Origin of the sequence: Vreelandella rituensis, assembly GCF_003336665.1 — a bacterium.
GTDB classification, from domain to species: domain Bacteria; phylum Pseudomonadota; class Gammaproteobacteria; order Pseudomonadales; family Halomonadaceae; genus Vreelandella; species Vreelandella rituensis.
Window position 1 is genome coordinate 1 of sequence record NZ_QPIJ01000020.1, and the last position, 12129, is coordinate 12129.

Consider the following 12129-nt stretch of genomic DNA (forward strand, 5'->3'; position numbering starts at 1 on the left):
CCTCATCGGCAAGCGCCCACATGAATTACCTGATCAATTGTTAAAGAGCTGTCGCGAGACCGTAACCGTTTGGCCTCAGCGAGGAAGCGTATTCTACGCCTTCCTGGGTGGTTGTCAATGGTCAATTTCGATGCCGTCTGGCCTGACCTCGAAACCGCTAACCCTATGACAAACCGAGGTTTTTCAACCTCATTCACCGCTGGAAACGCCTAGCGTTCCCGGCAGCGGATGCGTACTCTACCGCCTGGCCGGGACACTGGCAAGCCCTGGGTGTAAAAAAATTTCAGCGGACACTGACACGGGCATAGCGCTTCTTGCCTGCCTGGATCACATAACTGCTTCCCACCTCAAGCATATGATCACGCTCGACCACCTCGCCCTCCACCTTGACTCGGCCATTGCCCAGCATATCCTTGGCTTGAGCACTGTTGTTGGCAAGACCGGCACGGTTGAGTACGGCAGCAATCGGCACCCGATCGATACCCTCGAAGTCCACCTCGACTTCCGGCAAATCTTCCGGCAGCTCACCTTCGGCCAGCTGATTGCCGGAAGACTTATGCGCATTCGCTGCGGCCTCTTCACCGTGATAGCGACCAATCAATTCACGTGCCAGCGTCATCTTGATATCTCGCGGATTCGCTCCGACCTCGACATCACGCTTGAGCCCTTCGATTTCCTCGTTGGATTTCAGCGAAAGCAATTCGAAATAACGCCAGATCAAGCTGTCAGGCATCGACACGAGCTTGTTGAACATAGAGCCCGGCGATTCATCGACGCCCACATAATTGCCCAACGACTTGGACATTTTCTGCACACCGTCGAGACCTTCAAGCAACGGCATGGTAATGACCACCTGCGGCTCTTGACCAAAATGCTTCTGGATCTCGCGTCCCATCAACAAATTGAATTTCTGATCGGTGCCCCCCAGCTCCACATCGGCTTTCAACGCCACGGAGTCGTAGCCCTGGACCAGCGGGTAGAGAAACTCATGGATTGAAATGGATTGCCCCGATTTATAGCGCTTCTCGAAATCATCTCGCTCAAGCATACGCGCCACGGTGGTCTGGCCGGCAAGCTCGATCATATCCGCCGCACTCATCGCCGAGAACCACTCAGCATTGAATCGCACTTCGGTCTTTTCCGGGTCGAGAATCTTGAACACTTGTTCTTTATAGGTCTGGGCGTTGACCTTGACTTCTTCTTCGGTGAGCGGCTTGCGGGTGACGTTCTTGCCGGTGGGGTCGCCGATACGCCCGGTGAAATCCCCAATCAGGAAAATCACTTCATGCCCCAACTCCTGAAACTGGCGCATTTTGGTCAGCAACACACTATGCCCCAGGTGCAGATCGGGTGCCGTAGGATCGAATCCCGCCTTGATACGCAGCTTACGCCCGGACTCAAGCTTTTTTCTTAACTCATCTTCCAGCAAGATTTCTTGCGTACCGCGCTGCAATAGCGCCAAGGCCTGTGCCACCTCACTCATTAGATGCTCTCCAGTTTGACCACGTCGCCCGCCAGGGCGGCTCAAGGGATAAATAGCGCATGATGTTACCATGTCAGACCCCCATGGTTGAGCCTACGGACAGCAGGGATGACACCACCGATGCCACAAGATCCAACTCGCTACTATATAGGACTGATGTCCGGCACCAGTATGGATGGAATTGATGCCGCCCTCGTGGCGATTCGCAACAATGCACCTCCTAAGCTGATTGCCACCCATGACGAAGTTATGCCGGACGCCTTGCGACAATCATTGCTTGAACTCTGCCATGCCGACCAGGCAAGCTTTGCCCAGCTGGCCGAGGCTGAAACCGCTTTTTGCGAGCTTCAAGGCCAGGCGGTACACGGCGTGCTGACCAAAGCCAACATGAAGAGCCAACGCATTACCGCCATCGGCAGCCATGGGCAGACGATCGAACATGCGCCTTACGGTCATGGCGAGGGGCCGCCTTACACCTTGCAGCTGGACAACCCCAGCCTGCTGGCCGAATTGACGCATTGCACGGTAGTCGCCGACTTTCGCCGGCGCGATCTCGCCGCAGGCGGGCAAGCCGCACCCCTGGCTCCCGCCTTTCATCAAGCGGTCTTTGCCGCAAACGAGAAGCATCACCTGGTGCTCAATCTGGGCGGCTTTGCCAACATCACCTGGCTTGCCCCCCGAGACAGCAACATTGCTCCCTTGGGATTTGATACCGGCCCGGCCAACGCCTTGATGGATGCCTGGCACGCCTATCATCACCCTGGCGAGCGCTTCGACAAGGATGGCGCCTGGGCGGCGTCGGGCAGGCTCGATGAAACGCTGCTGGAACGCCTGCTGAGCGAGCCTTTCTTCCATCGGCCACCGCCACGCAGTACCGGCCGCGAAGTGTTCAATATGGACTGGTTGACGACACACCTCAGCGGTAACGAAGCACCGCAAGATGTCCAGGCCACCCTGGCTGAACTGACCGCTGTCAGTGTGGCGCTCGGCGTGGAAATGGCAAGAGAAGAACTGGCCGCCCCGTCGCCTGCAGCCTTAATTGTATGTGGCGGGGGTGCTCACAATTCTCACTTGCTCACTCGCCTGAGCCGGCGAATGCCCGAAACAGCACTGGTCGAGAGCACCGATTGGGGTTGGCCCGCAGACTGGATAGAAGCCGGTGCTTTTGCCTGGCTGGCTCATCAGCGGCTTGCCCAATTGCCCGGAAACCTGCCGTCGGTAACCGGCGCCAAGGGCTTACGCGTATTGGGAGGAATTTATTCAGCCTGAGTCAGAAATCGTCTTCATCACGCAGCGCCAGGCCACTGGGGGCATTATCCACCGAGGAATCCCCTCCTTTCCCCGCTTCGCCATACTTGATCATCATGCGCAGTTCATTGACGGAGTCGGCATGCGATAGCGCAACCTCTGCACTGACTTTTTGCTCGCGGTACAAGTCATACAAGGCTTGGTCGAAGGTCTGCATACCCATATCTCGCGCACCGGCCATGGCTGGCTTGATGTCTCCGGCATTGCCCTTGCTGATCAGATCGGCGATGCGTGGCGATTGCAGCATGATTTCGATTGCTGCACAGCGCCCACCGTCTCGGGAAGGCAACAACTGTTGAGCGATGATCGCACGCAGGTTCAACGACAGATCCATCCAGATCTGCTGGTGACGTTCGTGGGGAAAGAAATTGATAATCCGGTCCAGCGCCTGATTGGCATTGTTGGCATGCAGCGTGGCCAGGCACAGATGCCCTGTCTCGGCAAAGGTCAGCGCATGTTCCATGGTTTCACGGGTACGAATCTCGCCGATCAGAATCACGTCGGGTGCCTGACGCAGGGTATTTTTCAGCGCCACTTCAAAAGACTCGGTATCAATCCCGACTTCACGCTGATTGACGATGGCCTTCTTGTGCGGATGAAGGTATTCGATCGGGTCTTCCACACTGATGATGTGGCCACCTATTGTTTCGTTACGCTGCTGAATCATCGATGCCAGCGTGGTCGATTTACCCGTACCGGTTCCCCCCACGACCAGCACCAGCCCGCGCTTGGCCTGCGCCAGCTCAGCCAATTGCGGCGGCACGCCCAGGGCCTCAAGCTTCGGGATCTCCAGCGAGATACGCCGGACCACCATCGCCAGCTGATTGCGCTGCTGAAAGGCACTGACGCGAAAACGTCCTTTTTCTCCAAAACTCAGCGCAAAATTGGCCTCGCGCTCCTGTTTGAAGCGTTCACGCAACCCTTCGGGAACGGTGACATTGACCAGCTCGTTCACTTGATGACTGGACAAACGCTGCTTGCCCAGCGGCACCACCCCTTCGGCCATCTTGAGACTCGGTGGCGCATCCACCGAAATCAACAGGTCCGAGGCCTGCTGCGTCACCATGATATCCAGCAATTGGTGCAGCCATTGCGTTGGCGTCACACGGCCAGCTTGCGATTCACTCATGCCCTCTCCCTCGCGTTTTCATCGCAGTCAATCAACAGGAATTTACAGCGCAAGCTCACCTTTGGCTCGCGCCTGGGCGGCTTCCACACTCACCAGTCCCTCTTTAGCCAAACGCGCAAGAGACGCATCCAGGGTCTGCATGCCCAAGTTCCCCCCGGTTTGAATGGCGGAATAAATCTGTGCCACCTTGTCTTCACGGATCAAGTTACGCACTGCCGCAGTGGCTATCAGAATTTCGTGAGCCGCCACCCGGCCACCGCCCTGACGCTTGAGCAGCGATTGCGACACTACCGCCTGCAAGGATTCCGAGAGCATCGAGCGCACCATGGCTTTTTCCTCGCCGGGAAACACGTCGATGATTCGGTCAATGGTCTTGGCTGCCGAGGTAGTATGCAGCGTGCCCAGTACCAGGTGGCCGGTTTCGGCTGCGGTCAGCGCCAGACGGATTGTTTCCAGGTCACGTAGCTCACCCACCAGAATCACATCGGGGTCTTCGCGCAAGGCGCTGCGCAGAGCTTCGGCAAACCCATGGGTATCGCGATGCACTTCGCGCTGGTTGATCAAGCAGCGCTTGCTGGTATGCACGAATTCCACCGGGTCTTCGATGGTGAGAATATGCTCGTAGCGATTGTCATTGATGTAGTCGAGCATTGCCGCCAAGGTGGTACTTTTGCCCGAACCGGTAGGGCCGGTTACCAGCACCAGCCCGCGTGGCAGCATGGCGAGCTGTTCAAACGTGGTACCCAGCCCCAACTCCTCCATGCTCAAGACCTTGCTGGGAATGGTACGAAAGACAGCGCCAGCGCCCCGGGCCTGGTTGAAGGCATTGACACGGAAACGCGCCACCCCTGGCACTTCGAAGGAGAAATCGACTTCCAGGTGTTCTTCGTAGTCACGGCGCTGTCGATCGCCCATGATGTCGTAGATCAGTTTCCGGACCTCGGTATTGTCCATGGCGGGCACATTGAGACGGCGAATATCGCCATCAACGCGTATCATCGGAGGCAAACCTGCCGAAAGATGCAAGTCCGAGGCATTCTGCTTTGCCGAGAACGCCAGCAGTTCGGTAATATCCATGTCACTTTCCCAGCTGCGGTAAGGTTGCCTTGAGTATGACAGACATCACACTCCCAGCGTCACTCGCCAGTACCCGCGAACGCCTTCACCTTGCTCTGGAGCAAGCCGGGCGCCCTCTCAATGCAGCGCGACTTCTGGCGGTGAGCAAGACCAAGCCTGCCGAGCTGATCCGCCAGGCCTGGCAACTCGGCCAACGGGAATTCGGTGAGAACTATCTTCAGGAAGCCCTGGAGAAGCAGACGCAACTTGCCGACTTCGACGACATCGTCTGGCATTTTATCGGTCCCTTGCAGTCCAACAAAACGCGTGCCGTGGCCGAAAATTTTGCCTGGGTGCACAGCGTCGACCGTGAAAAGATCGCTCGGCGTCTCAATGAGCAACGCCCGGAAAATCTGCCCCCTCTGAATGTATGCTTACAGGTCAACATCAGTGCGGAGCCCTCGAAGTCCGGGGTCAGCCTTGAGGCGCTTCCCGCCTTGGCTCGGGAAGTCGCTCACTTGCCTAACCTGCGGCTACGCGGCCTGATGGCCATTCCCGCTCCGGCAGACTCCTTGGCGGAACAGCGCCGACCTTTTGCAAGGTTGCGCCATGCTCTGGAGCAGCTACAGCAAGAGCTTCCCGAAACACCCCTGGACACGCTCTCCATGGGCATGAGTGACGACCTGGAAGCTGCGGTTCAAGAAGGTGCCACGCTGGTTCGGCTGGGAACCGCGATTTTCGGAGCGCGCGCGACGCATTAACATAGTTCTTCAAGATCACAACATAGTTCGTCAAGACCACAGCCAAACGCTCGGCTTTGCGCCGACTCGCTAACGACTCGACACAGGACACAGCACTTCATGGCGACCCAGATTACCTTTATCGGTGCCGGCAACATGGCCGGTGCCATCATCGGCGGCTTGATCGACAGCGGCATGGCCCCCACCTCGATTACCGCCACCTCTCCCAGCGATGCTGCGCTGGAACCGGTCAATGAACGCTTCGGCATCAACACCCAGACCGACAACTCAACCGCCGTGGCCAACGCCGATGTGGTGGTGCTGGCGGTCAAGCCGCAAATCATGCGCGACGTATGCGAGAACATGCGCGACAGCATCCAGCATCAGCGGCCCTTGATCATCTCGATTGCCGCCGGGCTCGACGCCACCACCATCGACACCTGGCTGGGCGGCGGCCTGGCCGTGGTACGCTGCATGCCCAACACCCCCTCACTGGTGGGGTGCGGCGCCAGCGGCCTCTACGCCAACGCAGCGGTCAGCGAACAACAGCGTCAGACCGCCACCCAACTGATGGAAGCCGTGGGCCTGGTGGAGTGGGTAGAAGAAGAACGCTTGCTCGACGCCGTCACCGCGGTTTCCGGCAGCGCACCGGCGTATTTTTTCTTGATGTTCGAAGCCATGGAAGCCGCCGGGGTCAAGCTCGGTTTGCCTGCCGCCACGGCTCGCCGGTTAGCGATTCAGACCGCCCTGGGTGCTGCCCGCATGGCACAGCAAAGTGAGCACGACCCCGCCACGCTGAAGAAAAACGTCATGTCCCCCGGTGGCACCACCGAACGGGCCATCGAACATATGGAAAATGCCCAGTTGCGCAAAACCATTCAAGACGCCATGGATGCCTGCGCTCATCGCGCTCAGGAAATGGGCAAAGAGCTTGCTGGTAAATAAGCATCTGGTGCCAAATAAGCCAACGGACGACTGTAACGGAGGAGCCTCATGGGCAACCAATTGGGAAGCGCCGGGTTGATGCTGGTCAATACCCTGATCAATATTTACCTGTTCTTGTTGATGCTGCGCTTTTTGCTGCAAGCCTCACACGCCGATTATTACAACCCGATAAGCCAATCGGTGGTCAAGCTCACACAGCCGGTGGTCGGGCTCTTTCAGGGCTTTCTCGGCCCGGTAGCCGGGCGCTTCGATCTGGCCACGCTTGCCGCCGGTTTCGTACTCAAGGTCATCAGTATCGTGGTGATCTTTCAAGTGATCGGCGTGGGATTTCCGCCAATCGGCGGACTCGCCATCGCCGGTGTGGCAGCCTTGGCCAATGCTATTTTGAAGATCTATTTCTTCGCCTTGATCGTGATGATAATCCTGAGCTGGGTGGCGCCCAATGCCAGTCATCCCGGCGCATTGCTGGTCATGCAATTGGTCGAACCCATCATGGCGCCGGTACGCAAGGTGATTCCACCGCTGGGCATGATCGATCTCTCCCCCATCGTGGTGTTCATCCTCATCAACTTGATTGATGGCCTGGTGGTTGGATCCTTGATTCGCGCCGCTGGCATTTCCGGCTCCTTGGTGGGCCTGTGATTCGACTTATCAGTGGGACATACATTTTCGATGCCTGATTCACACCCAAGCGCCGTCACTGAACCGATACCGGCCGATTCCGTCGGTCTGATAACCCCAGAGGTGGCACACTTCGACACGCCTCTGGCGCTAGCCTGTGGCAAGGTGCTACCGGCTTATGACCTGGTTTATGAGACCTACGGCACCTTGAATGCCCAGCGCAACAATGCGGTATTGATCTGTCACGCGCTGTCCGGCCATCACCATGCCGCCGGCTATCACTCCCTGGAAGACCCTAAACCAGGTTGGTGGGATGCGCATATCGGCCCCGGAAAATCGATCGACACCAACCGATTTTTCGTGGTGTCGCTCAACAACCTGGGCGGTTGCCACGGCAGTACCGGCCCGGTCAGCCATAACCCGGAAACCGGGCGCCAGTGGGGGCCGGACTTTCCCATGGTCACGGTCAGCGACTGGGTAAACAGCCAGGTACGCCTGGCCGACTACCTGGGTATCGAGCGCTTCGCCGCGGCGGTGGGCGGAAGCCTGGGCGGCATGCAGGTCATGCAATGGACCACGGCCTACCCGGAACGGGTAGCCAATGCGGTGGTCATTGCCGCCACACCACGCCTTTCGGCCCAGAACATTGCCTTCAACGAAGTGGCTCGCCAAGCCATTCGCTCGGACCCTGAATTTCACGACGGCTGGTATGCCGAGCATGACACCGTACCCAGGCGCGGCCTCAAACTGGCGCGCATGGTGGGGCATATCACCTACCTTTCCGAAGATGCCATGGGCACCAAGTTCGGGCGTGACTTACGCACCAATGACCTGAACTTCGGCTATGAGGTGGAATTTCAGGTGGAGTCCTACCTGCGCTATCAGGGTGACACTTTTTCCAATTCCTTCGATGCCAACACCTACCTGCTGATGACCAAGGCACTGGATTATTTCGACCCTGCGGCGATCCACGGCGGTGATCTGGCGCGCGCTTTGGCCCCGGCACAGTGCCCGTTTCTAGTGGTCAGTTTCACTACTGACTGGCGCTTCCCCCCTCCGCGTTCGCGCGAGCTGGTCGATGCCATGGTGAGTGCCGGCAAACCCGTGAGTTACGTCAACATCGACTCGCCTCACGGCCATGACGCCTTCCTGCTGCCGGAAGCGCGTTATCAGGCGATTTTCAGTGGCTACATGTCACGTGTGGCCCGTGATCTCGGCATTAGGGAGGCAAGATGATGCGTGCGGACCTGGAATTGATCTACGACTGGGTACCGCAAGGGGCTCATGTTCTCGACCTGGCTTGCGGCGACGGCACACTGCTGGAGACGCTCTCACAACAGAAAAACGTTTCGGGTTACGGTCTGGAGATTGCGCCAGATGGCATTACCGCCTGCATCGCCCGGGGGGTTAGCGTCATCGAGCACAACCTGGACGATGGCCTTGGCGCTTTCGCCGACCAAAGCTACGACCTGGTGATCATGACGCAAGCGCTCCAGGCCCTGCGCCGCCCGGATAAGATGCTCGATGAAATGCTGCGCGTCGGCAAAGAAGGCATTATCACTTTCCCCAACTTCGCCTACTGGCGGCATCGCGTCCATTTGGGAATTCGCGGCTACATGCCGGTGTCCAAATCGCTGCCCCACGCCTGGTACGACACACCCAACATCCATCTCTCCACCTTCAATGATTTTGAACACCTGTGCCGTGACAAGGGTCTGATGATTGTCGATCGCGCCGTGGGAGTGGGAGACCACCGCGGACACTGGACATCGCGACTGTGGCCCAACCTGTTTGGTGAAATCGCCATCTTCCGGGTCTGCCAGCGCACCTAACTCAATCCTTACAGGAGCAATACCACCATGCTGCGACGTTTCATGGCCTACGCCAGCCTTGCCGTTGGCTTGGCACTTGGGCTAGGCAGTCACGCCCTTGCCCAGCAATACACTCAGGTAGGCGATTACGAGATTCATTACAGCGCCGTCAATACCAGTTTCCTGACGCCAGAAGTCGCCCAGGCTAACAACATTCAGCGTAGCCAAGGCATCGCCTTGCTCAATGTCAGCGTACTTGAAACACAACCTGACGGGAGTAGCCGCCCGGTCAACGCTAGCGTTCAAGGCAGTGTCAGCGGCTTGACCGACACACCGCGCAACCTGGCATTTCGCACGGTTCACGACGGCGATTCCACTTATCAGCTGGCAACGTTCCGTATTCAGGAAGACGAACCCATGCGCTTCGACCTGGACGTACGTTACGATCGCAATCAGGCCCCGGCGGAAGTCAGCTTCATTCAGCGATTTTACCTGGATCGCTGAACCCCGGCCCGGCGATCCGCACCGGCAAGGCCCGTTCCAGTGAAATACTGATGGGCCTTGGCCCCTCTCGTGTCACGCTGATGCCATAAGCCAGTATCTCCACGCCGCTGGCTGCCGCCTCGCGTAAAGCCACCGCGTAGGCGGCATCCAGATGCGCTGCCGGCGCCACGTCCTCGATGCCTTCATGGGCCACGCAAAACACCAATACCGCCCGCTCCCCCTGGCGTGCCAGAGCGCTCAATGCCTTTAAGTGTTTGGTGCCGCGCACACTGATGGAATCCGGAAAATAGCCATGATCATCGGTTTCCTTGAGGGTTACCTGCTTGACCTCCACGTAGGCGCTACCGCGCTGCGGATCATCCAGTTTGAAATCCAGCCGTGAATCCGCCACTTTCACTTCCCGATACAAGCTGGCATAGCCACGTAACGGCGCCAAATGTCCGGCAAGCAAGGCTGCTTCGACGATACGATTGGCGCGTCCGGTATGCACCGAGGCGAGCGCCAGGCTGCCGCCGGTTTGCGGCAGCTCGATCAATTCCCAGGTCCAGGCCAGCTTGCGTTTGGGGTTATCGCTGGGCGAGAGCCATACCCGACAACCCGGCACATTGACCGCACGCATCGAGCCGGTATTGGGACAGTGTGCCACCACCTCGCGTCCATCATCCAGGCGCACATCGGCCAGAAACCGCTTATAGCGCTTGAGCAGCACGCCCGGAACCAGTTCAGGATAGACCAGCATTATAGCCGGCCCACGAAGCGGCTTAGACGCGAGACGGCTTCTTCCAGGCGCGCCACCTCATTGGTGAAGGCGATTCGCACATGGTGCTCACCACCCCGCACGGCGAAATCAATGCCCGGGGTAATCGCCACGTTTTCTTCTTCCAGCAAGCGTTCACAGAAAGCTTGGCTGTCGCGGCTGTAACGCGAGATATCCAGCCATAGATAAAACGCCCCCTGAGGCGGCAAGGACGGCGCCAACCCCAGCGGCACCAAACCAGCCAGTAGCGCATCACGGCGAGCTTTCAGCGTTTCTCGGCGGGTTTCGAGAATCGCGCGACACTCTGGGGTAAACGCAGCCAAAGCGGCATACTGCGCCGGTGTGGAAGCTGCCAGGAAGACATTCTGCGCCAGCCGGGTCAACGGCTCGACGGCAGCTTGCGGCGCCACCAACCACCCCAGGCGCCAACCGGTCATGCCGAAATATTTGGAGAAACTGTTGACCACGAAGGCATCCGGCGTCAACGCCGTGGCCGAAAGCGGGGCGTCATCATAATTCAGCCCCTGATAAATCTCGTCGACCACCAACTCCCCACCCTTGGCGAAGACGCCTTCGGCCACGGCGTTGAGCTTAGCGACATCCAGGGTGTGACCGGTGGGGTTGGAGGGGGTGGCCAGCATCGCCAAACGGGTGGAGGTTTGCCAGTGCCGTTGGATAAGCTCGGCATCCAGCTGCCAGCCGCTTTCCGGCCCTACCGAGACGGCATCCACCTCGGCACCGGCCAGTGCCATGAAATGCCGGTTGCAAGGGTAATTGGGGTCGGCCATCAACACCCGGTCGCCAGGACCCGCGAGCAACTGGCTCGCCAGCAGCAAGGCGCCGGAAGCCCCCGGAGTCACCAGGATTCGCTCGGGAGCCACTGTGGCAGCGAAATGCTCGGCATAGTGGTGCGAAATCGCCTCACGCAGGGCAGGAAGGCCGGCTGCCGGCGTGTAACGCGTGCGCCCCTGCGCCAGTGCCTGCTGTCCGGCAGCCATCACCGGTGCCGGTGTGGCGAAATCCGGCTCGCCGACTTCAAGGTGAATCACATCATGCCCCGCCGCTTCTCTGGCCTGGGCTAATTCCAGTAAGTGCATGACCCGAAAAGGGGCGACGAGATTGACGCGGGGGTTCCAGGCCATCACAGCCTCCTTTTTGATAGTAAACTAACGTATTAAATACATCATTAGGCTTGCAAAGCCTGTGTTTTTCAGATAAACAAGCATCCCTTTGGCGTGAGATCATTGACGCGTCGATGATTGATCAGCAGTCACTTACGTAAGAGGCAGTCCCATGCCAGTAGCGGAAAAGCAACAGGAAGCGTCCAAGCCATTCACCCCTTACCAGCCGGCACCGGGTGAAGAATACATGAACGAGCAGCAGCTGGAACACTTCCGGCAGCTCTTGTTGGATTGGAAGCAGGACCTCATGGAAGAAGTGGATCGCACCGTGCGCCACTTGCAGGAAGATGCCAACAATTACGCCGACCCGGCAGACCGCGCGACTCAGGAAGAAGGTTTCAGCCTGGAATTGCGTACCCGGGATCGAGAACGCAAACTACTCAAGAAGATCAACGAAACGCTGGATAAGATCGACGAAGACGATTACGGCTTCTGCGAGGCGTGTGGCGTGGAAATTGGTATTCGACGCTTGGAAGCAAGGCCCACAGCCACGCTGTGTGTCGATTGCAAAACCTTGGCCGAACTCAAGGAAAAGCAGCTAGGCAGCTAAGCTTATCCTTGAATGCTGATCGCTTGCACGGGCACCTCAGGGTG

General features: G+C 58.3%; 13 protein-coding genes. 8 read left to right on the plus strand and 5 right to left on the minus strand.

Annotated features, from left to right (window positions below):
- Positions 1 to 283 precede the first annotated feature (283 nt).
- Positions 284 to 1483 carry a tyrosine--tRNA ligase gene (gene tyrS / locus DU506_RS09915; RefSeq protein ID WP_114486784.1) on the minus strand — a complete coding sequence of 400 codons (1200 nt, stop codon included), beginning with the start codon at positions 1481 to 1483 and terminating at the stop codon, positions 284 to 286.
- A gap of 120 nt (positions 1484 to 1603) precedes the next feature.
- On the opposite strand from tyrS, the gene DU506_RS09920 reads away from it, so the two are divergent.
- Entirely contained in the window at positions 1604 to 2752 is a 1149-nt protein-coding gene (locus DU506_RS09920; RefSeq protein WP_235825503.1) for an anhydro-N-acetylmuramic acid kinase, read from the plus strand.
- A gap of 1 nt (position 2753) precedes the next feature.
- Here the strand turns inward: DU506_RS09920 and DU506_RS09925 are convergent, their stop codons facing one another.
- Positions 2754 to 3920, minus strand: coding sequence for a PilT/PilU family type 4a pilus ATPase (locus DU506_RS09925; protein ID WP_114486786.1), 1167 nt, complete (start codon positions 3918 to 3920; stop codon positions 2754 to 2756).
- A 42-nt stretch (positions 3921 to 3962) separates the two neighbouring features.
- Positions 3963 to 4997, minus strand: a complete 1035-nt coding sequence (locus DU506_RS09930) for a type IV pilus twitching motility protein PilT (RefSeq protein ID WP_114486787.1) — start codon at positions 4995 to 4997, stop codon at positions 3963 to 3965.
- Positions 4998 to 5032: 35 nt separating this feature from the next.
- Between DU506_RS09930 and DU506_RS09935 the strand changes: the two genes are divergently transcribed.
- The 6 genes from DU506_RS09935 to DU506_RS09960 all read left to right on the plus strand — a co-directional run bounded on the left by DU506_RS09935 (position 5033) and on the right by DU506_RS09960 (position 9597).
- Positions 5033 to 5737 (plus strand): YggS family pyridoxal phosphate-dependent enzyme, encoded by a 705-nt coding sequence (locus tag DU506_RS09935; RefSeq protein WP_114486788.1) that lies wholly within the window; start codon positions 5033 to 5035, stop codon positions 5735 to 5737.
- Between the two features lie 99 nt (positions 5738 to 5836).
- Complete coding sequence (gene proC, locus DU506_RS09940; protein WP_114486789.1) at positions 5837 to 6661, plus strand: pyrroline-5-carboxylate reductase; 825 nt, start codon at positions 5837 to 5839, stop codon at positions 6659 to 6661.
- 48 nt (positions 6662 to 6709) lie between these two features.
- On the plus strand, positions 6710 to 7303 hold the full coding sequence (locus DU506_RS09945; RefSeq protein WP_114486790.1) for a YggT family protein: 594 nt from the start codon (positions 6710 to 6712) through the stop codon (positions 7301 to 7303).
- A gap of 30 nt (positions 7304 to 7333) precedes the next feature.
- A complete protein-coding gene (metX, locus tag DU506_RS09950; protein WP_114486791.1) occupies positions 7334 to 8518 on the plus strand; it encodes a homoserine O-succinyltransferase MetX in 1185 nt (394 codons plus the stop codon).
- Positions 8518 to 9114 carry a methionine biosynthesis protein MetW gene (gene metW, locus DU506_RS09955; protein ID WP_114486833.1) on the plus strand — a complete coding sequence of 199 codons (597 nt, stop codon included), beginning with the start codon at positions 8518 to 8520 and terminating at the stop codon, positions 9112 to 9114. The genes metX and metW overlap by 1 nt, the downstream gene beginning before the upstream one ends.
- A gap of 27 nt (positions 9115 to 9141) precedes the next feature.
- Positions 9142 to 9597: a DUF4426 domain-containing protein gene (locus DU506_RS09960; protein ID WP_114486792.1), complete on the plus strand. Its 456-nt coding sequence runs from the start codon at positions 9142 to 9144 to the stop codon at positions 9595 to 9597.
- Here DU506_RS09960 and sfsA read toward each other — a convergent pair.
- The gene (sfsA, locus tag DU506_RS09965; protein WP_181870734.1) at positions 9569 to 10336 is read right to left on the minus strand and encodes a DNA/RNA nuclease SfsA; all 768 of its coding nucleotides are present in this window, start codon (positions 10334 to 10336) and stop codon (positions 9569 to 9571) included. The genes DU506_RS09960 and sfsA overlap by 29 nt on opposite strands.
- A complete protein-coding gene (locus DU506_RS09970) occupies positions 10336 to 11496 on the minus strand; it encodes an aminotransferase class I/II-fold pyridoxal phosphate-dependent enzyme (RefSeq protein WP_114486794.1) in 1161 nt (386 codons plus the stop codon). The genes sfsA and DU506_RS09970 overlap by 1 nt, the downstream gene beginning before the upstream one ends.
- Before the next feature lie 151 nt (positions 11497 to 11647).
- On the opposite strand from DU506_RS09970, the gene dksA reads away from it, so the two are divergent.
- Positions 11648 to 12085 (plus strand): RNA polymerase-binding protein DksA, encoded by a 438-nt coding sequence (gene dksA / locus DU506_RS09975; protein WP_114486795.1) that lies wholly within the window; start codon positions 11648 to 11650, stop codon positions 12083 to 12085.
- Positions 12086 to 12129: the final 44 nt, after the last annotated feature.